This is a genomic window from Pseudomonas veronii (assembly GCF_001439695.1).
Classification (GTDB): Bacteria; Pseudomonadota; Gammaproteobacteria; order Pseudomonadales; family Pseudomonadaceae; genus Aquipseudomonas; species Aquipseudomonas veronii.
This window is the reverse complement of the sequence record NZ_JYLL01000035.1, coordinates 19135-43335: the sequence shown is the minus strand read 5'-3', so window position 1 is coordinate 43335 and position 24201 is coordinate 19135. Positions and strand designations below refer to the sequence as shown.

The window sequence follows — 24201 nt, the reverse complement described above, 5'->3', positions numbered from 1 at the left end:
GCAAGGTTAACACGCGAGGTCGACCCTTCGCAGGCCTGCTCAAAAGACACGGTAAGTGCATAAAAAATGCATGGTCAATGCAAATTAGCATTTGCCAAGCTTCAAATCTGTCGTCACTATCCGCTTTATGCAAAAACGCAACGTTTCTATCGTCTTAAGAGAATTGCTGGACCGCGACCGGATCTCCCCCACGGAGCTTCACCGGCGTACCGGCGTGCCTCAATCCACGCTGTCCCGGATCCTCAGCGGCAAGATCGTTGACCCCTCGGACAAGCATATTTCGCGCATTGCCGAGTACTTCCGCGTCAGCACCGACCAACTGCGCGGGCGCGCGGCGGTGGGCGTTTCGCGGGATGAAGGGCGCGACCCGATGCATTCGGAACTCAAGGACATAAGCCTGTGGGATGACGACACCCCCGTGAATGACGACGAGGTGTCGATCCCCTTTCTGCGTGAGGTTGAATTGGCTGCTGGATCAGGAAGATTCGTCATCGAGGAAAGTGAGAAGGCCAGCCTGCGGTTCGGCAAGCGCAGCCTGCGGCATAACGGTGTGCAGTTCGACCAGGCCAAGTGTGTGACGGTGCGCGGCAACAGCATGTTGCCGGTGCTGCGTGATGGCGCGACGGTGGGGGTGAATGCGGGCAAGAGTGCGATTGGCGACATCGTCGATGGCGACTTGTACGCCATCAATCACAATGGTCAGTTGCGGGTCAAACAGCTCTATCGCCTGCCTTCCGGGATTCGCCTGCGCAGTTTCAACCGCGATGAGCACCCGGACGAAGACTACAGCTTCCAGGACATCCAGGATGAACAGATCAGCATCCTCGGTCATGTCTTCTGGTGGGGCATGTACGCCCGTTAACCTTTTTGCGTAAGACGAAGCCCGCCAATCAGCGGGCTTTTTTTCGTCTGTAGAAAGGCATCAAACCCTTTGCCAGTAAGGCTTACAATGCATCAGTGCATTTGTTTGGTAAAAATAAATGCATTTGTGCATTGACTGTATATGCATACATGCATATTCTTTGTCTCAAGCCGGCCAACAAGGCTCGGTGGAGGCGGCAAGGATGCTGCCAGGAACGACAAGGAAGGCACGCAACATCGGCACGGACGCCATCGAAGCGATGGCAGGGATGCCAGGTAACACCGGCAAGGATGCCGACGCTCTTTAGTTTCACCGTTTTACAAGAACAGGCAGCGATGAACCGGCCTTGACGGTTCAGAGGGTTGGCAACTGACCCGGGTGTGCAGCGTAAAGCACCAGAAGCAGTTATCCGGCAGACAGGGATCGTGGTCGGAAAAACATTGAGGAAAGATCCGTACCGCGCCAGTAGCGCCGAAAGATCGAGTACCCAGCCTCACCCATACTGTTCCTTTTGAAGGCGTCTTTTGTCGCCATGCGGCGTTGCCGCTCAACAACAGCCACTCCTCACAAGAGGATCGTATGGGTGAGGCTGGGCACAGGACCGCATTACTGAAAAGCCCGGGCAACCGGGCTTTTTGGAATGCCTACCTATAAATGGATTTACCCAAACGCCGGCATTTTGCCGGCATTGCTCAGCCAGGAGGCGTGACATGACAAACGAGCAGCAAGCGTTAGCGGAAATGCCTATCTGGCTGGTGATCGTACTGGCGCTGATCGGCGGAGTTTCTGGCGAAATGTGGCGCGCCGACAAGGAGGGCGCCCGTGGTTGGTCGCTGATCCGGCGCCTCGCGTTGCGGTCCGGGGCGTGCATGGTCTGCGGGGTCTCGGCGTTGATGCTGTTGTACGCCGCCGGCATGTCGATCTGGACCGCCGGCGCCCTCGGCTGCCTGACAGCGATGGCCGGTGCAGACGTCGCCATTGGCCTTTATGAACGTTGGGCGGCCAAGCGCATTGGCGTCGACGAGGCCCCGCCCTCCCGCCCGGATCAGCAGTAACCGCTGCAAGGACGCGACTGATGACATCTATCGAAAAACCTTCCCAACTGCCCATCGCAATTGGCGAAGCGCTCAAGGGCGCCTTCCCACAATTGCGTGTGGGCAACCACCAGGACTTCCAGGGCACCGGGGATAAAACCGGCGTGCTGATTACCGTGGAACGCAACGGCCCCGGCGTTCGATCCCTTGAAGGACGTAAGGCCCATGCATTGTCGGTGTCACTCATGGCCAGGGTTGCCAGTGGTTCGGCGCCTTACGACGCCTGCGACCTGGCCAGTCAATTGATGGATTTGGCCCTCGATAATCGCTGGGGCCTGCCGTCGGACCAGTGTGACCTGCCAAGCGCCATCGTCGCGGCGCCGACCCTACAGGGCAGTGCCGAAACCGACTACGACAGTTGGACAGTGTCCTTCACCCAAAACATCTACCTCGGCTCGCCGATACTCGAAGATCCCACCGGAAAACCGCTGTTTGCCTGCACGTGGGAAGTCTCGAATATCGACGATCCTGACCAATACCGACCTTTGCAGGAGTAGTCCATGTTCGATGCTTTGTTACGCATGCAACTGGGACCGATCGTCGAGCGCCTGGCGGAAATGGAGGCCCAGCTCGAAGACCTGTACCGACGCGCTGAAAGCTTTTGTCGGATCGGCATATGCCAGCAGGTCGACGCCGCCAGCAATACCTGCATCGTCAGCCACGGCGACTTGCTGACCCCGGCGATTGGTTTTTTCAACCCCAGCGCGGGGGCGCAGACCGAAACGCGCATCCCGTCAGTGGGCGAGCAATGTTTGTTGCTCAACTATGGCGGTGGGGAAGGCGCTGCGCAGTCGGTAGCGCTTTTCGGCCTCAACAGTAGCCTGTTTCCGGCGGTCTCCAGCGTTGCATCGTTGACCCGGCGCCGCCACCAGGACGGAACGCAAAGTGACTATGACGACGCCAGCCACACATTCAACTGGACCAACGGGCCCACCGTGTTCAGCGGTTCCCGCGAACAGATCGAGGCGAAGGTCGGGGCCGCCACGCTGCAGATGAGCGCCAAGCACATCACCTTGCAACTCGGCGCCGTCGGTGTGCTGCTGGATGCCGGCGGCGTGCATTTGAGCGGCCCGCTGGTGGATCACCAAGGCCGCGTGATCAGCACCGCATAAGGATTTGCCATGATCGGAATCGATAGGAATACCGGGGCAGCGGTCGATGACTGGCTGCAATTCGTACAGCGTGCCACCCGAGCGCTGACCACCCCCGTGGGCACTCGCCAGAAGCGCCCGTTGTACGGCTCGCTGATCCCCCAACTGCTCGGGCAGAACCTCGGCGACGACCTCTTGATCCTCGCCCAAAGCCACGCCGCCAAAGCGTTCTACAACGTCGAGAACGGCATCGCCGACTTTCAACCCCAGGTCATCGTCGCCAGTCGCCAGGGCGCCGGTCTGTTGCTGCGGTTTGCCGGCACGTGGAAAAACCGCCAACAATCCTTCGAGGTCATGACATGAGCATGCTGATCCCTGGCCAGAACCAACTGGCGGAGCCGGCTATCATTGCCGTCGACGCGTTCGAGCTGTTGCTGGCGCAATTCAAGGCGTTCGTCATCGACTACGTCGCCGCCCGCGCGCCACAAAGTGCCGCCAAACTCAAGGTCAGCCTCGATAACGAAAGCGAACTGCTGAGCCTGGCCCTGGAAGCGTTTTGCGTGCGTCTGCAAACCCACGAACGCCAGTACAACGCACGCATCAAGCAGATGCTGGCGTGGTGGGCCACCGGCAGTAACCTCGACGCGCGCCTGGCCGATATGGGCCTGGAGCGCCAGGTGCTGGACCCCGGCGACCCGGCGGCCTTCCCGCCGGTGCCGCCGACATTGGAAAGCGACGACGACGCACGCTTGCGCTATTACTTGGCGCCCCACGCGCCGGCGGCGGGTTCTCGCATGCAGTATCGCCGCGAGGTGTTCACCCTCGGCGAACGACCTGCGGTCAATGTAAAAAGCGCGACACCGGGTGTGGTCACGGTCACCTACACCTTCGACCCGGATGGTTATGCGGCTCAGGTCAAGGATGGCAGCGGCCGACGCACCGCCCCCGGTGAGGTGATGGTGACGGTGCTGTCCAGGGACGGCGATGGAACCGCTTCCGCCGATTTGCTTGACGGCGTGCGCAGACATTTCGCACGCCCCGATGTACGGCCGGAAACTGATCTCGTCACTGTCCAAAGTGCGCAGATCCAACGCTACAAGATTCGCGTGGTGGCCAAGATCAACGCCGGCCCGGACTCGGGCCTGACCCAAGTGGCCGCGCAACGCTTGCTGCAAACCTACGCCGAATCCTGTCACCGCCTGGAAGGGCGCGTCGACCCGAGCTGGATCGACTACGCCATCCACAGCGCCGGAGCGGCGCAGCTGCAAATCCTCGAACCGCTGGCACCGATTGTCTGCTCGGCGTTCCAGGCGCCGTATTGCACGGGTGTCGAGGTGGAGGTACGCACGCTATGAGTGAGCCCAAACCGAGTCTGTTGCCCGCCAATAGCTCACCGCTGGAAAAAGCGTTGGACCTGGGGTTTGGCAGGTTGCTCGAGCGGATCATGCCGCCGTTTCCGGCCTTGATGAACCCGCTGCAAACACCCTCCGAATTCCTTCCTTACCTGGCCGCCGACCGAGGCGTCAGCGAATGGGACGCGGATGCCAGCGAAACGGAAAAGCGCCTCACCGTGGGCTTGTCCTGGCAGATCCAGCGCCAGGCCGGCACGCCCAAGGCTTTGAGTTATGCGGTGGAGTCGCTGGGTTTCAGCCCCAACATCAGCGCCTGGTATCAACAGCGGCCGCAGGGCGTGCCTTACACCTTCGATGTGCAGGCGATCATCGGGCGCAGTTGGTCCAGCGGTGACCATAACCGATTGATCCGCCGTATCAACGCCGCGAAGAGCGAGCGCGACCAGGCGACGATTACCGTGGTTCACCAGACACAAGCACGCCTTGGCCTGACCGCGATTGTCCACGCCCCGTTTAACGACAGCGAGTTAAGCCTGCAAGGCGCGTTACCCGAACTTGCCTTGGGCGCTCGACTTAACAGTGCTGGCATTGCCCGGCACTACACCATTAACGACTACGACCTCAGGGCGCAGCCATGACAGATGACATTACGCGCCTGGTGCGCTTCACCTCCAAGGGTTTGGATGAAGTGCTGCAGGCAAAGAACCAGGGCTTGAAAGGCGAAATCACCCACATCGGCGCCGGCACCGGCCGCTACAACCCAGACGGCACGGAAGTGGCCTTGCGTGACGAGCGCCAGCGGGTGGCGATTGTGGATTACGAGGACTTGGGCGAGCGCCAACTCAGGATGGCCGCGCTGTTCGATGGCGATGGCGAGTATGAGATTGGTGAGTTCGGTTTTTACCTCGCCAGTGGGACGTTGTTGGCGGTGTATTCGGTAGCTGGGAAGTTGCTGACGTATAAAGCGGCGGCGGCTCGGGTGCTGCAGAAGTTCACGTTGGATGTTTCGCCGTTGCCGGCGGAGAGCGTGACGGTAGTTGTCGGTGTGGAAAATTTCAATGTGTTGTTAACCGAGGAGATAGCCCAACTCGCAACTGCTAGTGTTGACAATATGGCTCGGTATACGGGGCTTCTCTTTCGACTTGTCAAACTGGAGGGGAAATAGTGGCAGTGGGTGAGTTGAGCAAAAACGACACTCAGTGAGTATTTCGCTTGAGAAGTTTTCTGGGGTCAGCCGAGCTTGTGTAATGGTGGAATTTAGATGGCTAATAGGATGAATTTAAAATGAGTTTGGAAACTACGATTGCAGGTCTTGTGGCAGCCGCAAATAAGTTGACGGATACCGTAAACTCAAAAATTTCGGTTATTGATAACGCAGTTTCTGAGGCCCAAGCTTCATTTGGGCTGTTTAAGACGTCGTCGCGCTCTGAATATCCAGCAGTAAATGTTTTGCCAAATGCGTCATTTTTTGCTGATGCAAATGCGGATGGTATCCCTGATAGTTGGGCTTTCTCTTCGGCGAATTACATGAACTTGCCTTCTGGGGCTGCTGTCTTGGTTCAAGCAAAACTTGAAACGTTGACGGCGCATCAGACAGAAATAGAGAAGCTTGGGAGGACTTCAAACTCAACCGGTTTTGTATATTTGAATGCCTTGCGTTTGAGTGTCAAAGGAGATGCGGTGAATGCTGTTTGGGCAAGGGTTCAGGCTTCTTTGGTTCAGGCGTTTGCAGGTTTGTATTCTGGCGGTTGCTTTATGAATATTACTAACCCAGGAGCGATCGTCGAGGCCGGCGTCGGTGGTGGCAACTACTATTCGCCTGGAATAACGCCTTATAATCTTTCCAAGGGGGGCTGGCAGTGGGTTAGCTCACCTCGAGGAATTGTTAGCTACCAAAAGGCACATTGTATTAATTTTAAGGTTAATCCGGGTATGAGTACAGATGTTCTCATTGCTATGCCGGTTGCTGTCGATGGTTACTTGGATCGTCCCGTTATTTGAGGTGTTGTATGGCTAGAGTTTTTTTTGAAGGGCAGGTCATCGCGCAAGGCGACATTGAACAGTTAGTCGAAATGCATTCTGTCGGCATGTTTCCGGAGGCCGCTGATCTGAGTGAGTTAAACCGTGAGAAAAGCCTTAAAGGGCGACGTAATGCTTACGCCTTAGAGTCTGACCCTCTGTATATCGAGTATCAGTACGATAATAGCGAAGAAAAGGAAAGAATCTGGCGAGAGAAGGTTCTCGAAATTAAAAAGCGATATCCGCTTACAGAAGAATGACATTCAGTTGCCGCGAAAGCGGTTTTTTTTCGTCTCCCCAAAGCCCCTCCCGCAGGGGCTTTGGTGTTTTCCACCCGGAGAATTCAACACATGCCCACTCGCCAAACCTACACCGTCCTCATCCCATTCCCCATCGGCGCCGGCCATTGGTCCACCGCCGGCCAGGAACTGGAGCTGCTGGACGTCGAAGCATCCGCCCTGCGCACCGCGGGCCGCTTGGAACTGACCAGCGTCCTCAATACCACCCCCAAGAAGGCTGAATAATCATGGCTGAGGTTTTGAACTTCGAGCACAACGGCATCACTGTGAACGCAACTGAGTCCCCCGAGGCCATGGGTGGCCTGGGGGATAACGTGATCGGCCTGGTCGGCACCGCGCCGAATGCCCACGCGTCGATCCCGAAAAACGCCCCGTTCCGCATCAACAGCTTCACCACCCAGGCGCTGCTGGACCCTACCGGCAGTGAGGCGGGCACGCTGTTTCAGGCGGTGTACCAGATCCTCAAAGTGGTCAAGGTACCGGTCTACGTGGTGATCGTGGAGGAGGGCGCCACCCCGGCTGACACGATCAACCATGTGATCGGCGGTAACGAACCGGTCACCGGGCGCAAACTTGGCCTGGCGGCCCTGAGCAGTGTGCCGGAAGACCTGACCATCATCGGCGCCCCAGGCTTCACCGGCACCAAGGCCGTGGCGAGCGAGTTCGCCGCCTTCGGCAAGCGCATCAAGGCCCGTGTGGTGCTGGATGGCAAGGACGCCTCTGTTGCCGATCAGGTGACCTACAGCGGCGAACTGGGCGGTGCCGATCTCGGTTTCGACCGCTGCCTGCTGGTACACAACATGCCGTCGGTGTACTCCAAGGCCGCGAAGAAGAATGTGTTTCTTTCGCCGTCGTCCCTGGCCATCGCTGCACTGGCCAAGGTCAAGCAGTGGGAAAGCCCGGGTAATCAGGTGACCTTCGCCGAGGACGTTTCCCGCGTGGTCGAGTACAACATTCTCGACACGTCCACCGAAGGCGACCTGCTCAACCGCTACGGCGTGAGCTACTACGCCCGCACCATCCTCGGCGGTTTTTCGCTGCTGGGTAACCGCTCCATCACCGGCAAGTTCATCAGCTACGTCGGCCTGGAAGATGCCATCAGCCGCAAGCTGGTCAAGGCCGGCCAGAAGGCCATGGCCAAGAACCTCACCAAGTCCTTCATGGACCAGGAGGTCAAGCGCATCAACGATTGGCTGCAAACCCTGGTCGCCGACGAAACCATCCCCGGCGGCAGTGTGTACCTGCACCCGGAGTTGAACAGTGTCGAGAAGTACAAGAACGGCACCTGGTTCATCGTTATCGACTACGGCCGCTATGCGCCCAATGAACACATGATTTATCAACTCAACGCCCGCGATGAAATCATCGAGCAGTTCCTGGAGGACGTTCTCTAATGTTTACCAACCGAGTCAGACAGGCCATTGCGGCCACCCTCCAAGGCCTGCCGCTGTCCGCGACCGTGGAAGAGTTCACCCCGCCGAAGATCGAGTTCGACATGGAGTCCATGTCCGGCGGGCGCTTCATTGCCGAGGAAATGGCCAAGAGCGGCAAAGTGCTCAACGCCAAGCTGATCCTGCAAGGCGCCGGCCCGGAAATCATGCTGGCCCTGGGCGTGCGGATGGGGGACGACATTCTGCTGAACGTGCGTGAAGCCGGCCAGGATCAGGACGGCAAGACCTACTTCACCTACCACACCGTGGGCGGCAAGCTCAAATCCCTGGAGGAGGCAAAGCTGAAGATGGGCGAGAAGGCCACCACCACGCTGGAGCTGTCCTGCCGCACCTATAACCGCCTGGAAAACGGCATTTCGGTGATCGACATCGACGTGCGTACCCAGAAGTTCGTCCTCAACGGCGTCGATATTCTGGGCGACGCCCGCCGCGCGGTGTTGATGCCGTAACCCCTCGGGGGCGGGCTCGCTCGCCCCCATACTTGACCAAGGAATTGCCCCATGGCCTGGATGCCACCGCTGCACCTCCTGCTGGCCCCGATCACCGCCGACACCGGCGCGACGATCGAGCAGGTGCAACTCAAACCGCTGTACTACGCCGCGCAAAAAGACGCGCTGGCCCGGGCCGGTGATGACGAGGACGACCAATTCTTCGAACTGGCGAAACTCGCCACCGGCCTGTCGGAAAAAGAGCTCGACCAACTCAAGCGCCCGGACTACGTGAGCATCGCCCAATACGTACATGAGATGTCGACGCGCCCGGCGTCATTCTTCCTGCAAACGCCCGAAGTTGCGGCCCACGACCAGCCCGTCCACCTGCTGTTGCCCCTCGACGCGGCCGGCCGCACCTGGACCGAGCTGCCCCTGGAAATGCCCGCCCTGCGCGCGACCAAAGTGATGAAAAAACTCGCCACCAACAAAGAGCGCGCCGAGTTCATCACCGCCCACTGCACTGGCCTGATGATCCCCGATCTGGCCGGCCTGACCGTGCCTGACTGGACGGAATTGCAGGAGCGCATCGATGATTTTTTAAACAAACCGGCGGACTTCTTTCGGAGCGCGACATCGAAGTGATCCTCGACGTGGTGCCGCTGATTTACTCGGTCAATGAAGCGGAAATCCTCGACTGGGACGCCGGAAAAGCACTGCGCCGCTACGACATCGCGATCACTCGCCTTGGCGTCAAACAGGAGTAGAGCGGGATGCAAGAGACTCAATACGAGATCAGGCTCGCCGAAGAAGACAAGCGCTGGATGACCTTTGCGGCCCTGTCCAACGAGGCGACACTCAACAGTGTGCTGACCCCCCTTCCTGATACTTTTGTCGGGCCTTCCAGCCTGGATGCCGAACCGCAGCCATCGTCGGAACTCGGCCTGGCGCTGGTCACGGTGAGCCTGGATATCAACGCCTTGACCCTTGAGCAAGTGCGGTTGCGCGAGACGTTGGAAACGCTCAACAGCACATTATTCATTACCAGTGATTCACTGGCGCTCAGGACGGTCGATAGCGCCTCGCAGGCGCAGAACAGTCAACCCAAGGAGCCGCCGCCGGCCGCCGACTCCTGGGTCGACAAAAGCCTGCAGTTCGGGGCCGATGCGGCGAAGACCATTGCCAAGGATGTGGGCTCGAGTTTGTGGGATACGGCCAAGAGCAGGGTCTCGGGCAAGGCCATTGATGCACTGGCGCAAAAGTTTCCCAAAGCCGGCAAGTGGCTTAAAGACGACAAAGACAAGGACAAGGACAAGGACAAGGACAAGGACAAGGACTGCTGCTGCGGCGGCGAGTCTCTTCGTGGCGCCGTTACCCCGAGCATCATCTTGCCGCCTGGCTATGAGCGTTCTGGCGGGAAAAAGACTTCCGCGAAAAAAACCGCCAAGTCGACGCGGTGGCGGGAGTTGCCCGTCCCCCGTGGCCTCGGCCCGTTGAAGTATGCCGACACCGCCATCAATGTGATCCAGGGCATACGCGATGGCGACGCAAAAGCAGTCACCACCGGCCTGTCTACGGCCGGTGGTGCCTGGGCCGGCGCCTCTGCCGGCGCGGCCATCGGCACCCTGGTTTTGCCTGGCATCGGCACGGCTGTAGGCGGCGCAATCGGCGGCTTGCTCGGCAGCGAAGCGGGCGCTTGGCTTGGGGACAAACTGTTCAGCCCCGCTGACCGCCTGCCCGCACCCAATGCCGTCAGCAAGGAACTCAACAGCGCATGCACGGACAATGTGCAAGTCACCCTGGCCCCCAGCATCCAGATCACCGGCGTCAACCCCGCCGATGCCCAGCAGGTGGTCAATCAGGTGATCCAGGCTCTGCAATTCCAATGCCTGCCGATGCTCTCCGACACCCTCGGGGTTCGGCGCAATGCGGCACTGGCCGATCCAGGAGGTGATTGATGCGACAACAGATGGTGCTGGGCGATTTCATTTTTGGGCTCGCCCGTGGGTTTGCCTATTCCTCGCTGACCCGTAACAGCGACGGCGGCTGGGCTGACCTGACGATTATCGCGAGCAAACCGCAGTCGCGGCAGAACGGCCAGAAGCTGGAAAAACTCACCTTCAGCGGCACGGCGATGTACGGCGTGGGCATGCAACGCCTGGACGAGTTGCGCGCCCTGCAAAATCTACGCGTGCCGCTGCCACTGGTGGATGGCATTGGCCGCAACTGGGGCCTGTGGCGGATCAATTCGGTGATGGAAACCCAAAGCAACGTGATCGATGACGGTACCGCCATGCTCATGACCTGGAGCCTTGAATTGGAGGAATTCATCAATGCGTAGAGTGCGAAGTATTGCCGGTGATTCGGTCAACCTGCTGCTCTACCGCGAGCTGGGGCGTTGCGATGATGCCGCGGAAGAAACCCTCTGGCGCTTGAACCCCACGCTTGCCGAATACGGCCCGTTGCTGCCGGCTGGCGTGTGGGTGATCGTGCCCGAAATGGCTTCGCGGCCGGCGGCGTTGCGCCTCGTTTCGGCGTGGGATTAAGAAGGAGGCTACATGGCTCAGGGATTTACGCCAATTGTGGAGTTCTATGGCGCCAACGCGGCGCTGCTCAATCAACGTCTGATGCACTGGAGCCATACCGACGCGGCGGGCCTTGAGTCCGACCGCCTTGAACTGACGCTCAACATCGAGGGCCTGGAGGGCCTGCCCAGTCTGAGTGGCAAGATCGGTTTGCGCGTCGGTTATCAAGAGTCCGGCTTGGTGGAAAAAGGCGAATTTGTCATTACCCAGCGCACGCCGGTGCTGTTTCCCATGCGCTTGCTGATCGTCGCCACCGCGGCGCCATTCAGCGCGAGCGATGCCAGTGGTTACCGCCAGCGTCGATCCGCCAGTTATGGACCGATCACCCTGGGCGCGCTGTTTCGCCAGATGGTCAGCCGCCACGGCTATTCGCCGCGGGTGGCACCGGCGCTGGAGGGCATTGCGATTGCCCACATCGACCAATCCAATGAAAGCGACATGGCGTTCATCACCCGCCTTGCCAAACGTTATGGCGCCGTCACCAAACCGATCAACGAACTGTACGTGCTCGCCGAGGCCGGGCAGGTCAAGTCACTCTCCGGCCAGCAACTGCCGGACGTGACACTGTCGGTCACCGAGGACAATCGCCCCGGCGATCAAGCATTCATCACCGCCAAGCTCGACGAAACCTCGCGCGCCAAATACCAGGGCAGCCGCGTCACCTGGTGGGATGCCGCCGCGGGCAAGCAGCGGGTGGTTCAGGTCGGGGTTGCGCCCTTCAAGACCTTGCGTCAGCGCTGCCAGAACGAAGCCGAGGCGCGGGCGGTGGCTGAGGGTGAATTGCGCCGCGTGGGCCGTGAAGACCTCAAGCTGCAGATCGATTGTCCGGGGAACCCGCTGTTATCGGCCGAAGGGCTGTTGCTGCTGGATGACACCTGGCCTTCCTACATGCAGGGGCGCTGGTCGATTACCAAGGTGACGCATGTCGGCGATCCGGTGACGGGCTATCGCAGTTCGGTCACGGCCGGCGGGTTGTCGGCGTAGTATCTTTTACGGAGTAGGCACCATGCTGATAACACTGCCCCAGCTTCTTTACATCATGCCGGGCGCCCGCCTCAGCGCGGGCACTTTTCTATCCCCGTTAAATGCGGCATTCGCTCGCTACGCGATCGACAATCCGAAACGCCTCGCCGCCTGCCTCGCCCAGATCGGCCATGAATCCGGCGAGTTGCACTACGTCCGCGAACTGGGCAGCGATCAATACCTGAGCAAATACGACACCGGTACCCTGGCCGTTCGCCTGGGTAACACCGCCGAAGCGGATGGCGACGGCCAGAAGTACCGGGGCAGGGGGCTGATTCAGGTCACCGGGCGTCGCAACTATTTAATCTGCAGCCAAGCGCTGTTTGGCGATGAGCGCCTGCTGCTGCAACCGGAACTGTTGGAACAGCCGCAATGGGCCGCCGAATCCGCCGCCTGGTTCTGGCAACGCAACGGCCTGAACGAACTGGCGGACAACGACCAGTTCACCACCATCACCCGGCGTATCAACGGCGGGCTCAATGGTTTGGAAAACCGCCTGCAGTTGTGGGCACGGGCGAAGGCGGTGTTATGCGTTTCCTAGGGGCTTGGCGCCTGATCGGTGTGTGCCTGTTGGTGGCGCTGACTTGGCAGGTGCAGGCCTGGCGATTGGGTGCGCAGATGGAGCGGCAATCAACTGCCCATGCCCAGGCGCTCAGTCAGCAAAATCAGGCGGCCTTGCGTCAACAACAGGCCGAATACGACAAACGGCTGGCGCTTGAGCAACAACTCAGCGCCATTGACCAACAACATGCTCGGGAGTTGAGCGATGCACAACGTCATCAGGCCGCTCTGCGTGATCGCCTGGCCACTGCTGATGTGCGGTTGTCAGTCCTTCTCGACGCCAGCGACAGCGCCAGTGGTTGCGCAATGCCTGCCGCCACCGCCGCCGGCGGCGTGGTTCATGCAGCCCCGCGAGCCCGACTTGACCCGGCGCATGCTCAGCGAATTATCGCCATCACCGACGACGCGGATAACGCCGTGATCGCCTTGCGCGCCTGTCAGGCGTATGTGCGGGCCATCGTGCGTTAGTGTCTTGATGCACGCTGCAACTTGCATGGCCGATGGGCTCATGTAGGGTAGGCCAATGCCCGCTCATTCCAGGAGACCTCCGTGAAAGAAATCACCCAACTGGCCGCTGAACTGGGTCGACGTCTACAGGTGCTCAATGCCCACGTCACCACCGCCGAGTCCTGTACCGGCGGCGGCATCGCCGAAGCCATCACGCGCATACCGGGGAGTTCGGCGTGGTTCGAGGCGGGATATGTCACCTATTCCAACCGGCAGAAAACTCGGCAGCTGGATGTGCCGGAGGCACTGTTCGGCAAAGTGGGGGCGGTCAGCCGCGAGGTGGTGGAGGCCATGGTCAGGGGCGCCCAGGAAAAAAGCCTGGCGCGCTTTGCCGTGGCGGTCAGCGGCGTGGCCGGGCCCGATGGCGGCTCGCCGGAAAAACCGGTGGGCACGGTATGGTTGGCGTTCGGCGTGGGTGACGAGGTCACGGCCGAGCGCCAGCACTTCCCCGGCAACCGCGATGAGGTCCGCCGACAAACGGTAAAGGCCGCGCTAGAGGGCTTGTTGCGACGAGCTGCAGCAGAAATAGAAAATCAGGGGTAGGCGATCTCCGATCTTTGTGGAACAATACTGTCTACTTATACAGGTGTTGGCCGTCAGGCCTTATTGATTACGTGAGGACTTTAATGGACGAGAACAAGAAGAAAGCCTTGGCTGCGGCCCTGGGTCAGATCGAACGTCAATTCGGCAAGGGTGCCGTAATGCGTATGGGCGATCACGACCGTCAGGCGATCCCGGCTATTTCCACTGGCTCTCTGGGTCTGGACATCGCGCTCGGCATTGGCGGCCTGCCAAAAGGCCGTATCGTTGAAATCTACGGTCCTGAATCTTCCGGTAAAACCACCCTGACGCTGTCGGTGATTGCCCAGGCGCAAAAGATGGGCGCGACCTGCGCGTTCGTCGACGCCGAGCACGCCCTGGACCCTGAATACGCCGGCAAGCTGGGCGTGAATGTTGACGACCTGCTGGTTTCCCAGCCGGACACCGGTGAGCAAGCCCTGGAAATCACCGACATGCTGGTGCGCTCCAACGCTATCGACGTGATCGTGGTCGACTCCGTGGCGGCCCTGGTGCCAAAAGCTGAAATCGAAGGCGAAATGGGCGACATGCACGTCGGCCTGCAGGCCCGTCTGATGTCCCAGGCGCTGCGTAAAATCACCGGTAACATCAAGAACGCCAACTGCCTGGTGATCTTCATCAACCAGATCCGGATGAAGATCGGCGTCATGTTCGGCAGCCCGGAAACCACCACCGGTGGTAACGCGCTGAAGTTCTACGCGTCGGTCCGTCTGGACATCCGCCGTACCGGCGCGGTGAAGGAAGGTGACGAGGTTGTCGGTAGCGAAACCCGCGTCAAAGTCGTTAAGAACAAAGTGGCCCCGCCATTCCGTCAGGCTGAGTTCCAGATTCTCTACGGCAAGGGTATCTACCTGAACGGCGAGATGATCGACCTGGGCGTGCTGCACGGTTTCGTCGAGAAATCCGGTGCCTGGTATGCCTACAACGGCAGCAAGATCGGTCAGGGCAAGGCCAACTCGGCCAAGTTCCTGGCGGACAACCCGGATGTCGCCGCCGCGCTTGAGAAGCAGATCCGCGACAAGCTGCTGACCCCCGCGCCGGACGTGAAAGCTGCAGCCAACCGTGCGCCGGTTGACGAAATGGAAGAAGTCGACACTGACGTCTGAAGCAAACGATGACCGTTGTGCTGGATACACTCGTCGCCGTTCGGCGCACTGCGATGGACCTGCTCGCGCGTCGCGAGCATGGTCGAGTCGAACTGACGCGTAAACTGCGTCAGCGCGGTGCGTCCGCCGAGATGATCGACACTGCCCTCGACCGGTTGACGGAAGAAGGGCTGCTGTCGGAAGCCCGTTACCTCGAAAGTTTTGTGTCCTACCGAGCGCGCTCCGGCTACGGCCCGGCGCGAATTCGTGAAGAGCTGAGCCAGCGCGGCCTGCAACGTGCCGACATCGACCTCGCCCTGCGCGAGTGCGGTATCAGCTGGCAGTCACAGCTGGAAGATACCTGGCGTCGCAAGTTTTCTGGGCATCTTCCGATTGATGCCAGGGAACGCGCGAAACAAGGGCGCTTCCTGAGTTATCGCGGGTTTTCGATGGAAATGATCAATCGGTTGTTCAGCGGTCGGGACATGGACGACTGAACAACGCAAAAAATAAAAGGCCCGCTATGAAAATAGCGGGCCTTTTTTTTTTGCTCAAAAATCACGCCGGCTCCGGCGCCACCCGTTGTTGTGTCTTGCCCTGAGCCTGCGCCCAGTTCTCCGGCAAGTTGATGTAATCCACCAACTCCCGCAACCGGCCCTGATCACGCCCGTTGAAGTTGAACACCAGTCGCGTCAGATGACTGAACTGCGGCTCATCGTGCTCTTCTCCGGTGTAGGCGAGCTGCTGAAAGTCTCCACTCAGTCGCAGGCTGGCGAACTCTTTTTGCACCTGAGCCAGCGCCCGTTCACTGAGCGGATGATTCATGCGTATCACAAACTCACGCTTCAGCCAGCGGGTAGAGTGGAAGTTGGCATAAAACTGGTTGATCTCGTCTACCGCAGCTTCAGCGCTGTACACCAGGCGCATCAGCTTCAGGTCGGTAGGCAGCACATAGCGATTGGCTTCCAGCTGGCTGCGGATAAAGTCCAGGGCGCCTTGCCAGAAACCGCCACCTGGCGCATCGAGTAACACCACCGGCACCAGTGGGCTCTTGCCGGTCTGGATCAGCGTCAGTACTTCAAGCGCTTCATCCAGGGTGCCGAAACCGCCGGGGCACAACACCAGCGCATCGGCCTCCTTGACGAAGAACAGCTTGCGCGTAAAGAAGAAGTGGAACGACAGCAGGTTCTCGGTGCCGTCGATGGTCGGGTTGGCATGCTGTTCGAACGGCAGGGTAATGTTGAAGCCCAGGCTGTGCTCCAGGCCGGCACCTTCGTGGGCGGCGGCCATGATCCCGCCGCCGCCGCCGGTGATCACCATCAGATCGGAGCGCGCCAGTGCCGCGCCCACTTCCCGGGCCAGGGCATAGAGCGGGCTTTCCACCGGCGTGCGCGCCGAGCCGAACACCGTCACTTTGCGCCGCCCCTTGAACTGTTCCAGCACGCGGAAGGCGTGGTCCAGTTCGCGGATGGCTTGCAAGGTGATTTTGGCGTTCCAGCGGCTGCGGTCGTCCTGTGCCATGCGTAGCGCGGTGAGGATCATGTCGCGATAAAGGGGGATATTCGGGCTGTTGGGTGCGATCAACTGGAGTTGAGCTTCGACCTGCTGCGTGAGGTCGACCCCGTTTGCTTCAAAATGCTGGAGCAGGCGGTCATTCGGTTCGTAAGGCATTCAACTTCTCCTTCTTCACAGAGCCTGGGCGGGCGGCGAAATGTTCGTCCGTGGCCACGACACTGCATGTGTCGCTGCATGCCCATGGCATTGCACAGTGTTCGCCAAGCGGCAAAGCGCGACTCTGTATGTTCCTTGTGATTTAAAAACCTTTGCACTGCACATGGCAGGAGGACAACTCTGTTTTGCCCTGAAAATGTTACAGAACAGCATGGGAACTGGGCTGAGCGGGTTGTGGGAATGAGACGATCATGGGCCGAAAAACCCTTGGCTGGCAACCGCTTATTGGTCTCACGTCACCGCGTGCAGCGTTCGGCGGCAAACACAAACGAGGGAATTGCGCGCCACTGGACAGCAGCGCGCGGCGGGACATGCGCGAGTTACTTTTTCTTCTTCGCCGCAGTTGGTGCCGGGCAGTCTGCTTCGACGAATTTCACCGAAGCCACCGGGCGGTTGGTCTTGTTTTCGGTGATTTCGTAGCGCATCACCGCGCCCTTGGCCATCAGCTCGCGGTAGCCGTGGTTCAGGCACACGCTTTGTCCGAGCTGGAAATACACCGCCTTGGGGTTGGCACGCATCTGTTCGGCACGATCGGGCAGCACGCTGAGGTGATCGATCAACTGCATGCCTTCAACGGTGTAGGCCACTTCCAGGGTTTTTTCATCGATTTCCCGGGGCAGGTCTTTGTTGCTTTCAGCCGCGACGCTTTGCAGCTTCTTGTTCATTTGGGCCTCCAGCAGCGAGGCCGCCTGGGCGCCAACAGGCAAGACCAGCGCGAGGGCGACGGATGGGGCGACAAGACGCAGCATGGAACGCAGCATGAAACTCTCCTGATTCGGTTACTGGTGCATAGACCAGCCACTGGGCTGTGCGTTCAGTGGCGCGCAATTATAGGTGAGCCCTGGCCGGTACAGCCAGGCGTATTGCTGGGAAGTGCGTGTGGCTCTGGTAAACTGCGGCCACTTAAGCCTTCCTCGAGTTCCCCCAGTGTCGATTTTCCTTTCCGTGCGGCGCATCCGATGAGCCACGCCGTCTCTCGTCTGCGTACCCAGCGCCTGGCGCGCGCCATCAGGCCTTTCGTCAATCGGGGTTCGCGTGCCGAGCGCTGCCCCGGCTGCCGGGTGATCCCCGCGTATTGCTTGTGTGCCTGGCGGCCCAAGGTCCAGGCCCGGTCTGCGATGTGCCTGTTGATGCACGACGTCGAACCGATGAAGCCCAGCAACACCGGCTGGCTGATCGCCGATGTGATTGACGACACCAGCGCGTTCGCCTGGTCACGCACCGAGGTCGACCCCGGGCTGCTCACTTTGCTGGCTGATCCGCAGTGGCAACCCTACATCGTGTTCCCCGGCGAATTCGTCGCGCCGGAACGGGTTGTCAGTGAGGTCAAGGTGGGGGAGGGCAAGCGCCCGCTGTTTATCCTGCTGGACGGCACGTGGAGCGAAGCGCGCAAGATGTTCCGTAAAAGTCCCTATTTGGAGCATTTGCCGGTCCTCAGCCTGGCCCCCGAGCAGCTGTCGCGCTACAAACTGCGTCGTTCCAAGCGGGATGATCATTTCTGCACCGCCGAAGTCGCCGCGCTGTGCCTGGAGCTGGCCGACGACGGCGCGGCCAGCGAAGTACTGGACGCTTACCTCGACGTGTTCAGCACCCATTATCTGGCCGCCAAGTTCCAGTTGCCGCTGGACTCGACGGATATCGTCCATACTCGTCTAGCGCCCTACATCCCGGCGGTATAACCAGACGACGTTTGCATGATGGCACCGTAAATCCGACAACCGCTAAACTGCCCATTGGCGTAGTGCTTGACCACCCAGGCTACGCTGGGCATGCTGGGCGCCGATCAGGGCGCAACCGTGAATTTCCAACGTCGTTTCAGGTGCTTTTGACGTTGAGCATGCCCTGTGGTGATGGCTGCCTGGCCGTTACCTTGTGTATTGGCGAACCCTGAACCCATCAGGGCTGCCATAAAAAACAGGATCATTTAATCAATGGCCACATACGAAATCCTGATAGCTGATGACCACCCGCTGTTTCGCAGTGCGCTGCATCAGGCAGTAACGCTGGGCTTGGGCCCCGATGTCCGTCTGGTTGAAGTGGCCAGCATTGCCGAGCTGGAAACCCGCCTCACCGAAAAATCCGACTGGGACCTGGTGCTGCTCGACCTGAACATGCCTGGCGCCTATGGGTTTTCGGGGCTGGTGCTGTTGCGCGGGCAATACCCGCAGATTCCCGTGGTGATGGTCTCGGCTCAGGAAGAAGCCGATGTGGTGGTGCGCTCCAAGGAGTTTGGCGCCAGCGGTTTCATTCCCAAATCGAGCTCCATGGAAAAGATCCAGAAAGCCGTGCGCGCGGTGCTGGAGGGCGATGTGTCCTGGCCGCCGCAAGCGTTTGAAGAGATCAACGTGTCCGACGAAGCCAAGGCTGCCCGCGATGGCCTGGCCAGCTTGACGCCCCAGCAGTTCCGGGTGCTCACCATGGTCTGCGAAGGCTTGTTGAACAAGCAGATCGCTTACGAGTTGAGCGTGTCGGAAGCGACCATCAAGGCCCACGTCACCGCGATCTTTCGCAAGCTGGGGGTGCGAACGCGAACCCAGGCGGCGTTGCTCTTGCAACAACTTGAGTCAATTTCGCAGCATTAAGCTATTGTCGATTCACGCTTTTTTGACTTTGCGTGATCTAGTTTTCCCACTTCTTTGGTTCAGTTGCCTACATCTATGTCGCCTTTCAAGGGTCAAACCGGTATCAAACGTATCTTTAACGCAGGGGGCTATTCCCTGGATGGCCTGCGCGCAGCCTTCACCGGTGAGGCGGCCTTCCGTCAGTTGGTGTTGCTGAACGTCATCCTGATCCCGCTGAGTTTTTTCCTGCATGTCAGCCGCGTCGAACGGGCGCTGTTGATCGCGGTGTGCCTGCTTGCGTTGATCGTCGAGTTGCTCAACTCGGCCGTGGAAGCGGCCATCGACCGCATTTCCCTGGACCGTCACCCACTGTCGAAAAACGCCAAGGACATGGGCAGCGCCGCGCAATTCGTGGCACTGACCATGATCACCCTGGTGTGGGCCGTGATCCTGATCTAAGCCTCAGGCAATGTTCGGCAGCACGATTTCGTCGCTGCGCTGAACCCCGGCGGTGAAGGCGCGGCACAGCTCGAGAAACTCGCGCATCGCCGAGGTCTGGTACTTTTGCTTGTGCCAGATGAAGTAGAACTGCCGGGCCAGGTCCAGGTCCGGGGTTTCTACCGGTACCAGGCTGCCGCGGCGGAAAGCATCGCGCAGCGCCAGCCGGGAAATGCAGCCAATCCCCAGCCCCGACTCCACCGCACGCTTGATCGCTTCGGTGTGTTCCAGCTCGAGGCGAATGTTCAGCGCGCTACGATGATGGCGCATAGCCTGATCAAAGGTCAGGCGCGTACCCGAGCCCTGTTCGCGCAGGATCCACGCTTCGTGGGTCAATTCTTCCATGCTGGCGACACCGCGCTGGGCCAGGTGATGCTGAGGCGCGCAAAATACCACCAGCTCATCTTCCACCCAGGTCTGCACTTCGATATCCGGGTGGCTGCAGTCGCCTTCGATTAGACCCAAGTCAATTTCATAATGCGCAACCTGGTGCACGATATGTGCAGTGTTCTGCACGTGCAGCTTCACCTGGCTCTCGGGGTGCTGCTGCATGAAGCTGCCGATCAGCAGCGTGGCCAGGTAATTGCCGATGGTCAGCGTGGCGCCGACGGCCAGTGAACCGAAGCCAGACTTGCCGTTGAGCAGGTCTTCGATCTCCTTGGCCTGATCCAGCAGGGCTACCGCCTGGGGCAACAACTGACGGCCGAGGGCGTTAAGGCTCAGGCGTTTACCCGCCCGGTCGAACAACTGACAGCTGGATTGACGCTCCAGCTCGGTGATTGAGGTGCTGGCGGCGGATTGAGATAAGGCCAGAAGGCCAGCAGCGCGTGAGACGCTTTCCTGCTGGGCGACGGCGACGAAGACTTGCAGCTGACGGAGAGTAAATCGCATATCGATATAACCGATAACCCTTATCTTAATAATCCAGTTAACAGATATTGTCGCCGCCATTAGAATGCTGTGCAATTGCGCACTTATCATTTTGGCGCAGACCCATCTCCAGGAGTCCCCCGTACATGAGCAACATGAACCACGAGCGTGTCCTCAGTGTTCATCACTGGAACGACACTCTGTTCAGCTTCAAGTGCACCCGCGATCCGGGCTTGCGCTTCGAGAACGGTCAGTTCGTGATGATCGGCCTGCAACAACCCAACGGCCGCCCGCTCATGCGCGCTTATTCGATTGCCAGCCCGAACTGGGAAGAGCATCTGGAGTTCTTCAGCATCAAGGTGCCTGATGGCCCGCTGACCTCCCAGTTGCAGCATCTGAAGGAAGGCGACGAGATCATCATCAGCAAAAAACCGACAGGCACCCTGGTGCTTGACGATTTGAAGCCGGGTAAACACCTGTACCTGCTCAGCACCGGTACCGGCCTTGCGCCATTTATGAGCGTGATCCAGGACCCGGAAACCTACGAGCGTTTCGAAAAAGTGATCCTGTGCCACGGCGTGCGTTACGTCAACGAAGTCGCCTACCGCGAATTCATCACCAAGCACCTGCCGCAGAATGAATTCTTCGGCGAAGCCCTGCGTGAAAAGTTGATCTACTACCCCACCGTGACCCGCGAGCCGTTCGAAAACCAAGGCCGTCTGACCGACCTGATGCGCAGTGGCAAGCTGTTCCGCGATATCGGCCTGCCACCGATCAACCCCCAGGACGACCGCGCCATGTTGTGCGGCAGCCCAAGCATGTTGGACGAGACCAGCGAAGTGTTGAACAGCTTCGGCCTGAAAGTTTCGCCACGCATGCGTGAGCCGGGTGACTACCTGATCGAACGCGCCTTCGTCGAGAAGTAAACGCGGTCAAAAAAATGTGGGAGGGGGCTTGTTCCCGATTGCTGAGTGTCAGTCAATGCATCCGGTGACTGACCCGCCGCTATCGGGAGCAAGCTCCCTCCCACATTGGTTTTCGGTTTATTTAGCTGCAATCACTTCCAGCACACAGATGACGCTCGCCTCGGGATAGTGCCAGCGCACATCCACGTCCCAGAACTGCGCGCCATATTCCCGCTCGGGCCCGGGCGTTTGATAGGCCGGCCGCGGGTCTTGCGCCAAACACTGTTCGATCAACGCCACCAGCGGTTCAGCAAGGCGCTGAGCGTGGTCTTGCGCCTGGTGCAGAGCCGTCTTCAGCCACTGCACGGGAATCAGTGGCGGCGTGCCATTGGCGATGCCGTTGGCGGCGTTGTCGACAATGTCGGCATACGGCACATACGGCTTGATATCCAGCACCGGCGTGCCATCGAGCAGATCGATCCCGGAGATCCACAACCGGCCCGGTTCGACCTTGTCCAGCTTCACCACCGACTGGCCAATCCCGTTGGGCCGATGGGTCGCACGGGTGGCAAACACGCCCATGGACTTATTGCCGCCCAGACGGGGCGGGCGCACTTTCAGGCGGGGTTTGTCTTCCAGGGCCTGGTGGAACAGAAACAGCAGCCACACATGGCTGACCTGCTCCAGGCCCTGCACCGCCTCGCCGTGGTCGAACGGCGCGACCAGCTCCAGCACGCCGCGGGCGGCAGGCGCCAGTTGCGGTTGGCGCGGGATGGCGAACTTCTCCTTGAAGCAGGAGCGCACGAAGCCGACGGGCGAGACCTGGTAACTCATGGCTTACGCGCGAACCCGCAGGGTCAGGCCCTTGAGGAAGTTGCGCAGCAACTGGTCGCCGCAGGTGCGGTAATTGGTGTGGCCGAACTTGCGGAACAGCGCGCTCAGCTCAGGCTTGGACACCGGGAACTCGGCAGCCTTGAGGATGGCGTGCATGTCGTCTTCCTTCAGTTCGAAGGCCACGCGCAGCTTCTTGAGGATGATGTTGTTGGTCACCGGGGTTTCGATCGGTTGCGGCGGACGGCTGTCGTCCTTGCCGCGCTTGAAAATCACCAGGCCGTCAAGGAAGTGCGCCATGACCTCGTCCGGGCAGAACACAAAGCCTTCTTCCTCGTCTTTCTTGAGGTAAGTCAGCAGGTCTTCCTTGGTCACGTCCATGCCGCCGAGTTTGATCAGCTCGACCATCTTGTTGTCGCTGATGTCGAGCATGTAGCGCACGCTGCGCAGTACGTCGTTGTGAATCATGGTGGGCAATCCTGGTTTTCAACGGTGGACACCGCCCACGCAGGCGGTGTCGAAAAAGGGGGAGTGGCTCAGAACTTCTCTTTGCCGGACAGGTAACGCCATTGGCCGACCGGCACCTTGCCGATGGACACGCCGCCGATGCGGATACGACGGATGGCGATGACTTTCAAGCCGACAGCTTCGCAGAACAAGGCGATCACCCCCGGTTGCGGGTTTTTCATCGCAAAGCGCAGGCGGTTTTCGTTCTGCCAGCTGGCTTTCACCGCCGGCAGCTCTTTGCCTTTGTAGGTCAGGCCATGGTTGAGGCGGTTCAGGCCGTGAGCAACCATGTCACCTTCGACCTCCACCACGTATTCCTGCTCGATCTTGGCGGCATCGGCGGTCAGTTTGCGCAGAATCTTCCAATCCTGGGTGAACACCAGCAGGCCGCTGGCCTTGGCTTGCAGGTCAGCGCTGGCGGTCAGGCGCAGGAAGTGACCCTTGAGCGGGCGCTTGCTGAAGCGGTGTTCTTCCGACAGCGTTTCGGCGCTGATCGACGCCATTGCCGTCTCGGCATCCACGCCCACCGGCGCGTGCAGCAGGATGGTCACAGGCTCTGGCGCGGTGGCCTTGGCCTCGGGGTCCAGTTCGACCTTCTGGGTGGTGACCTTGAACTGTGGCTCGTCGATCACTTCACCGTCCACCGAGACCCAGCCGCCTTCGATAAACAGCTCAGCCTCCCGACGGGAGCAACCGACCAGTTCGATAAGGCGTTTGGAGAGGCGTATGGGGTCAGTCATGACAAGGGCCGTAGCAAAAGGGGGCCGCTATTGTACCTGTGTGGGCGCGGTTAATCCCGGCCCCATTTCATTTAGCCCCGACGCGCCTCTTGCTGCACCTGGCGCAAACGCATGTGCAGCAGCGGATAAGGCTGCCCCAGGCCATCATGCTCCGTGCGGCCGATGACTTCAAAGCCTTGCTTGAAGTAAAAGCCCAGCGCCTGCGGGTTCTGTTCGTTGACGTCCAGCTCATCGGCGTTCATGCGCTCGATCGCGTAACGCAGCAATTGCCGGCCGAGGCCCTGGCCACGGTGCTGCGGGTCGATGAACAGCATCTCGACCTTGCCCGCGGCCACCCCGGCGAACCCGGTGATGCGCTGGCGCGTGTCCTTGGTGCAGATCAGCATCACCGCATCGAGGTAGCGGGTCAGCACCAGGTTTTTCAGCAGCGTGATGTAGCTGTCCGGCAGAAAGTCATGGGTGGCGCGCACCGACGCCTCCCAGATCCGCGCCAACTCGGCGTAGTCGCTGGTTTTTGGGGTGTGGATAACCGAATGCTGACGCATGCCCGCTGCCCTTTGTGGATGTTCGGTGTCGATGGGCAAAACGATAGACCTAAAAAAGCCCCGCATCTTGTCCAGAA

At 59.8% G+C, this 24201-nt stretch carries 35 protein-coding genes; 28 read left to right on the top strand and 7 right to left on the bottom strand.

The genetic code is table 11. The annotated features are described in order from the left end of the window. Positions 1-127 precede the first annotated feature (127 nt). The 24 genes from TU80_RS27240 (at position 128) to recX (ending at position 15433) form a co-directional block, all read left to right on the top strand. A complete protein-coding gene (locus tag TU80_RS27240) occupies positions 128-862 on the top strand; it encodes a LexA family transcriptional regulator (protein ID WP_026139757.1) in 735 nt (244 codons plus the stop codon). 710 nt (positions 863-1572) lie between these two features. Then, positions 1573-1917 (top strand): phage holin family protein, encoded by a 345-nt coding sequence (locus tag TU80_RS27235; protein WP_017844641.1) that lies wholly within the window; start codon positions 1573-1575, stop codon positions 1915-1917. Between the two features lie 20 nt (positions 1918-1937). Next, positions 1938-2453, top strand: a complete 516-nt coding sequence (locus tag TU80_RS27230; RefSeq protein ID WP_057005816.1) for a hypothetical protein — start codon at positions 1938-1940, stop codon at positions 2451-2453. Positions 2454-2456: 3 nt separating this feature from the next. Continuing rightward, positions 2457-3068, top strand: a complete 612-nt coding sequence (locus TU80_RS27225) for a phage baseplate assembly protein V (protein WP_057005815.1) — start codon at positions 2457-2459, stop codon at positions 3066-3068. A gap of 9 nt (positions 3069-3077) precedes the next feature. Further along, positions 3078-3410 carry a phage baseplate protein gene (locus tag TU80_RS27220; RefSeq protein ID WP_017844644.1) on the top strand — a complete coding sequence of 111 codons (333 nt, stop codon included), beginning with the start codon at positions 3078-3080 and terminating at the stop codon, positions 3408-3410. Then, complete coding sequence (locus TU80_RS27215) at positions 3407-4402, top strand: baseplate J/gp47 family protein (protein ID WP_057005814.1); 996 nt, start codon at positions 3407-3409, stop codon at positions 4400-4402. Before TU80_RS27220 ends, TU80_RS27215 begins: the two co-directional genes overlap by 4 nt. Next, positions 4399-5037, top strand: coding sequence for a phage tail protein I (locus TU80_RS27210; protein WP_057005813.1), 639 nt, complete (start codon positions 4399-4401; stop codon positions 5035-5037). The genes TU80_RS27215 and TU80_RS27210 overlap by 4 nt, the downstream gene beginning before the upstream one ends. Beyond that, positions 5034-5564 carry a phage tail protein gene (locus TU80_RS27205; protein ID WP_057005812.1) on the top strand — a complete coding sequence of 177 codons (531 nt, stop codon included), beginning with the start codon at positions 5034-5036 and terminating at the stop codon, positions 5562-5564. Before TU80_RS27210 ends, TU80_RS27205 begins: the two co-directional genes overlap by 4 nt. A gap of 119 nt (positions 5565-5683) precedes the next feature. Beyond that, complete coding sequence (locus TU80_RS32825) at positions 5684-6400, top strand: hypothetical protein (protein WP_126586115.1); 717 nt, start codon at positions 5684-5686, stop codon at positions 6398-6400. 8 nt (positions 6401-6408) lie between these two features. Next, a complete protein-coding gene (locus tag TU80_RS27200; protein WP_057005811.1) occupies positions 6409-6678 on the top strand; it encodes a hypothetical protein in 270 nt (89 codons plus the stop codon). 90 nt (positions 6679-6768) lie between these two features. After that, positions 6769-6942 carry a hypothetical protein gene (locus TU80_RS33165; RefSeq protein WP_169796396.1) on the top strand — a complete coding sequence of 58 codons (174 nt, stop codon included), beginning with the start codon at positions 6769-6771 and terminating at the stop codon, positions 6940-6942. A gap of 2 nt (positions 6943-6944) precedes the next feature. After that, positions 6945-8111, top strand: coding sequence for a phage tail sheath protein (locus TU80_RS27195; protein ID WP_017844650.1), 1167 nt, complete (start codon positions 6945-6947; stop codon positions 8109-8111). Further along, entirely contained in the window at positions 8111-8617 is a 507-nt protein-coding gene (locus TU80_RS27190; protein WP_017844651.1) for a phage major tail tube protein, read from the top strand. Before TU80_RS27195 ends, TU80_RS27190 begins: the two co-directional genes overlap by 1 nt. A gap of 51 nt (positions 8618-8668) precedes the next feature. Continuing rightward, positions 8669-9241 carry a phage tail assembly protein gene (locus TU80_RS27185; protein ID WP_057005810.1) on the top strand — a complete coding sequence of 191 codons (573 nt, stop codon included), beginning with the start codon at positions 8669-8671 and terminating at the stop codon, positions 9239-9241. Further along, on the top strand, positions 9238-9363 hold the full coding sequence (locus tag TU80_RS33750) for a hypothetical protein (RefSeq protein ID WP_017844653.1): 126 nt from the start codon (positions 9238-9240) through the stop codon (positions 9361-9363). Before TU80_RS27185 ends, TU80_RS33750 begins: the two co-directional genes overlap by 4 nt. Before the next feature lie 6 nt (positions 9364-9369). Beyond that, positions 9370-10554 carry a hypothetical protein gene (locus TU80_RS27180; RefSeq protein ID WP_057005809.1) on the top strand — a complete coding sequence of 395 codons (1185 nt, stop codon included), beginning with the start codon at positions 9370-9372 and terminating at the stop codon, positions 10552-10554. Further along, positions 10554-10937, top strand: coding sequence for a phage tail protein (locus TU80_RS27175; RefSeq protein ID WP_057005808.1), 384 nt, complete (start codon positions 10554-10556; stop codon positions 10935-10937). Before TU80_RS27180 ends, TU80_RS27175 begins: the two co-directional genes overlap by 1 nt. Next, the gene (locus TU80_RS27170; protein WP_057005807.1) at positions 10930-11142 is read left to right on the top strand and encodes a tail protein X; all 213 of its coding nucleotides are present in this window, start codon (positions 10930-10932) and stop codon (positions 11140-11142) included. The genes TU80_RS27175 and TU80_RS27170 overlap by 8 nt, the downstream gene beginning before the upstream one ends. 12 nt (positions 11143-11154) lie before the next feature. After that, positions 11155-12165: a contractile injection system protein, VgrG/Pvc8 family gene (locus TU80_RS27165; protein WP_057005806.1), complete on the top strand. Its 1011-nt coding sequence runs from the start codon at positions 11155-11157 to the stop codon at positions 12163-12165. A gap of 22 nt (positions 12166-12187) precedes the next feature. Beyond that, positions 12188-12745, top strand: coding sequence for a glycoside hydrolase family 19 protein (locus TU80_RS27160; RefSeq protein ID WP_057005805.1), 558 nt, complete (start codon positions 12188-12190; stop codon positions 12743-12745). Beyond that, entirely contained in the window at positions 12733-13233 is a 501-nt protein-coding gene (locus TU80_RS27155; RefSeq protein ID WP_057005804.1) for a lysis system i-spanin subunit Rz, read from the top strand. Before TU80_RS27160 ends, TU80_RS27155 begins: the two co-directional genes overlap by 13 nt. An 81-nt stretch (positions 13234-13314) precedes the next feature. Then, the gene (locus TU80_RS27150) at positions 13315-13815 is read left to right on the top strand and encodes a CinA family protein (RefSeq protein WP_017844660.1); all 501 of its coding nucleotides are present in this window, start codon (positions 13315-13317) and stop codon (positions 13813-13815) included. Positions 13816-13898: 83 nt separating this feature from the next. Next, entirely contained in the window at positions 13899-14957 is a 1059-nt protein-coding gene (recA, locus tag TU80_RS27145) for a recombinase RecA (RefSeq protein ID WP_017844661.1), read from the top strand. 8 nt (positions 14958-14965) lie between these two features. After that, positions 14966-15433 carry a recombination regulator RecX gene (gene recX / locus TU80_RS27140; protein ID WP_017844662.1) on the top strand — a complete coding sequence of 156 codons (468 nt, stop codon included), beginning with the start codon at positions 14966-14968 and terminating at the stop codon, positions 15431-15433. Positions 15434-15494: 61 nt separating this feature from the next. Here recX and TU80_RS27135 read toward each other — a convergent pair whose 3' ends face one another. Next, complete coding sequence (locus TU80_RS27135; protein ID WP_046384508.1) at positions 15495-16607, bottom strand: LOG family protein; 1113 nt, start codon at positions 16605-16607, stop codon at positions 15495-15497. 380 nt (positions 16608-16987) lie between these two features. After that, a complete protein-coding gene (locus TU80_RS27130) occupies positions 16988-17428 on the bottom strand; it encodes a PA3611 family quorum-sensing-regulated virulence factor (protein WP_046384507.1) in 441 nt (146 codons plus the stop codon). A 198-nt stretch (positions 17429-17626) separates the two neighbouring features. Here TU80_RS27130 and TU80_RS27125 point away from each other — a divergent pair, with 198 nt between their 5' ends. From TU80_RS27125 to TU80_RS27115, 3 genes are all read left to right on the top strand, one after another. Continuing rightward, the gene (locus tag TU80_RS27125) at positions 17627-18346 is read left to right on the top strand and encodes a tRNA-uridine aminocarboxypropyltransferase (protein WP_026139758.1); all 720 of its coding nucleotides are present in this window, start codon (positions 17627-17629) and stop codon (positions 18344-18346) included. A gap of 252 nt (positions 18347-18598) precedes the next feature. Further along, positions 18599-19249 (top strand): response regulator transcription factor ErdR, encoded by a 651-nt coding sequence (gene erdR, locus TU80_RS27120; protein WP_057005803.1) that lies wholly within the window; start codon positions 18599-18601, stop codon positions 19247-19249. Between the two features lie 75 nt (positions 19250-19324). Next, positions 19325-19687, top strand: a complete 363-nt coding sequence (locus TU80_RS27115; protein WP_017137081.1) for a diacylglycerol kinase — start codon at positions 19325-19327, stop codon at positions 19685-19687. 3 nt (positions 19688-19690) lie between these two features. On the opposite strand, the gene TU80_RS27110 is transcribed toward TU80_RS27115, so the two are convergent. Then, positions 19691-20617, bottom strand: a complete 927-nt coding sequence (locus TU80_RS27110; RefSeq protein WP_046384505.1) for a LysR family transcriptional regulator — start codon at positions 20615-20617, stop codon at positions 19691-19693. 125 nt (positions 20618-20742) lie between these two features. Here TU80_RS27110 and fpr point away from each other — a divergent pair, with 125 nt between their 5' ends. Beyond that, on the top strand, positions 20743-21522 hold the full coding sequence (fpr, locus tag TU80_RS27105; RefSeq protein ID WP_017844669.1) for a ferredoxin-NADP reductase: 780 nt from the start codon (positions 20743-20745) through the stop codon (positions 21520-21522). 117 nt (positions 21523-21639) lie between these two features. Here fpr and tsaA read toward each other — a convergent pair whose 3' ends face one another. The 4 genes from tsaA to TU80_RS27085 form a co-directional block, all read right to left on the bottom strand. Beyond that, positions 21640-22335, bottom strand: a complete 696-nt coding sequence (gene tsaA, locus TU80_RS27100) for a tRNA (N6-threonylcarbamoyladenosine(37)-N6)-methyltransferase TrmO (RefSeq protein ID WP_057005802.1) — start codon at positions 22333-22335, stop codon at positions 21640-21642. Between the two features lie 3 nt (positions 22336-22338). Further along, positions 22339-22800 (bottom strand): YehS family protein, encoded by a 462-nt coding sequence (locus tag TU80_RS27095; RefSeq protein WP_017844671.1) that lies wholly within the window; start codon positions 22798-22800, stop codon positions 22339-22341. A gap of 68 nt (positions 22801-22868) precedes the next feature. Further along, the gene (locus TU80_RS27090; protein WP_053254683.1) at positions 22869-23579 is read right to left on the bottom strand and encodes an rRNA pseudouridine synthase; all 711 of its coding nucleotides are present in this window, start codon (positions 23577-23579) and stop codon (positions 22869-22871) included. Positions 23580-23650: 71 nt separating this feature from the next. Continuing rightward, entirely contained in the window at positions 23651-24124 is a 474-nt protein-coding gene (locus TU80_RS27085) for a GNAT family N-acetyltransferase (RefSeq protein ID WP_046384503.1), read from the bottom strand. Between the last annotated feature and the right edge of the window lie 77 nt (positions 24125-24201).

Excerpts from the sequence above, each read along its gene's own strand:
- TU80_RS27230 (WP_057005816.1), top strand. The coding sequence starts at position 1,938 with ATGACATCTATCGAAAAACCTTCCCAACTGCCCATCGCAATTGGCGAA.
- TU80_RS27210 (WP_057005813.1), top strand. The coding sequence starts at position 4,399 with ATGAGTGAGCCCAAACCGAGTCTGTTGCCCGCCAATAGCTCACCGCTG.
- TU80_RS27185 (WP_057005810.1), top strand. The coding sequence starts at position 8,669 with ATGGCCTGGATGCCACCGCTGCACCTCCTGCTGGCCCCGATCACCGCC.
- recA (WP_017844661.1), top strand. The coding sequence starts at position 13,899 with ATGGACGAGAACAAGAAGAAAGCCTTGGCTGCGGCCCTGGGTCAGATC.
- TU80_RS27160 (WP_057005805.1), top strand. The coding sequence starts at position 12,188 with ATGCTGATAACACTGCCCCAGCTTCTTTACATCATGCCGGGCGCCCGC.
- TU80_RS27125 (WP_026139758.1), top strand. The coding sequence starts at position 17,627 with ATGAGCCACGCCGTCTCTCGTCTGCGTACCCAGCGCCTGGCGCGCGCC.
- TU80_RS27190 (WP_017844651.1), top strand. The coding sequence starts at position 8,111 with ATGTTTACCAACCGAGTCAGACAGGCCATTGCGGCCACCCTCCAAGGC.
- TU80_RS27240 (WP_026139757.1), top strand. The coding sequence starts at position 128 with ATGCAAAAACGCAACGTTTCTATCGTCTTAAGAGAATTGCTGGACCGC.
- TU80_RS27165 (WP_057005806.1), top strand. The coding sequence starts at position 11,155 with ATGGCTCAGGGATTTACGCCAATTGTGGAGTTCTATGGCGCCAACGCG.
- TU80_RS27205 (WP_057005812.1), top strand. The coding sequence starts at position 5,034 with ATGACAGATGACATTACGCGCCTGGTGCGCTTCACCTCCAAGGGTTTG.
- TU80_RS27090 (WP_053254683.1), bottom strand. The coding sequence starts at position 23,579 with ATGACTGACCCCATACGCCTCTCCAAACGCCTTATCGAACTGGTCGGT.
- TU80_RS27170 (WP_057005807.1), top strand. The coding sequence starts at position 10,930 with ATGCGTAGAGTGCGAAGTATTGCCGGTGATTCGGTCAACCTGCTGCTC.
- TU80_RS27130 (WP_046384507.1), bottom strand. The coding sequence starts at position 17,428 with ATGCTGCGTTCCATGCTGCGTCTTGTCGCCCCATCCGTCGCCCTCGCG.
- TU80_RS33165 (WP_169796396.1), top strand. The coding sequence starts at position 6,769 with ATGCCCACTCGCCAAACCTACACCGTCCTCATCCCATTCCCCATCGGC.
- TU80_RS32825 (WP_126586115.1), top strand. The coding sequence starts at position 5,684 with ATGAGTTTGGAAACTACGATTGCAGGTCTTGTGGCAGCCGCAAATAAG.
- TU80_RS27220 (WP_017844644.1), top strand. The coding sequence starts at position 3,078 with ATGATCGGAATCGATAGGAATACCGGGGCAGCGGTCGATGACTGGCTG.
- recX (WP_017844662.1), top strand. The coding sequence starts at position 14,966 with ATGACCGTTGTGCTGGATACACTCGTCGCCGTTCGGCGCACTGCGATG.
- TU80_RS27115 (WP_017137081.1), top strand. The coding sequence starts at position 19,325 with ATGTCGCCTTTCAAGGGTCAAACCGGTATCAAACGTATCTTTAACGCA.
- TU80_RS27225 (WP_057005815.1), top strand. The coding sequence starts at position 2,457 with ATGTTCGATGCTTTGTTACGCATGCAACTGGGACCGATCGTCGAGCGC.
- TU80_RS27085 (WP_046384503.1), bottom strand. The coding sequence starts at position 24,124 with ATGCGTCAGCATTCGGTTATCCACACCCCAAAAACCAGCGACTACGCC.
- TU80_RS27235 (WP_017844641.1), top strand. The coding sequence starts at position 1,573 with ATGACAAACGAGCAGCAAGCGTTAGCGGAAATGCCTATCTGGCTGGTG.
- TU80_RS27135 (WP_046384508.1), bottom strand. The coding sequence starts at position 16,607 with ATGCCTTACGAACCGAATGACCGCCTGCTCCAGCATTTTGAAGCAAAC.
- TU80_RS27110 (WP_046384505.1), bottom strand. The coding sequence starts at position 20,617 with ATGCGATTTACTCTCCGTCAGCTGCAAGTCTTCGTCGCCGTCGCCCAG.
- tsaA (WP_057005802.1), bottom strand. The coding sequence starts at position 22,335 with ATGAGTTACCAGGTCTCGCCCGTCGGCTTCGTGCGCTCCTGCTTCAAG.
- TU80_RS27215 (WP_057005814.1), top strand. The coding sequence starts at position 3,407 with ATGAGCATGCTGATCCCTGGCCAGAACCAACTGGCGGAGCCGGCTATC.
- TU80_RS27175 (WP_057005808.1), top strand. The coding sequence starts at position 10,554 with ATGCGACAACAGATGGTGCTGGGCGATTTCATTTTTGGGCTCGCCCGT.
- erdR (WP_057005803.1), top strand. The coding sequence starts at position 18,599 with ATGGCCACATACGAAATCCTGATAGCTGATGACCACCCGCTGTTTCGC.
- TU80_RS27195 (WP_017844650.1), top strand. The coding sequence starts at position 6,945 with ATGGCTGAGGTTTTGAACTTCGAGCACAACGGCATCACTGTGAACGCA.
- TU80_RS27095 (WP_017844671.1), bottom strand. The coding sequence starts at position 22,800 with ATGATTCACAACGACGTACTGCGCAGCGTGCGCTACATGCTCGACATC.
- TU80_RS27155 (WP_057005804.1), top strand. The coding sequence starts at position 12,733 with ATGCGTTTCCTAGGGGCTTGGCGCCTGATCGGTGTGTGCCTGTTGGTG.
- TU80_RS27200 (WP_057005811.1), top strand. The coding sequence starts at position 6,409 with ATGGCTAGAGTTTTTTTTGAAGGGCAGGTCATCGCGCAAGGCGACATT.
- TU80_RS27180 (WP_057005809.1), top strand. The coding sequence starts at position 9,370 with ATGCAAGAGACTCAATACGAGATCAGGCTCGCCGAAGAAGACAAGCGC.
- fpr (WP_017844669.1), top strand. The coding sequence starts at position 20,743 with ATGAGCAACATGAACCACGAGCGTGTCCTCAGTGTTCATCACTGGAAC.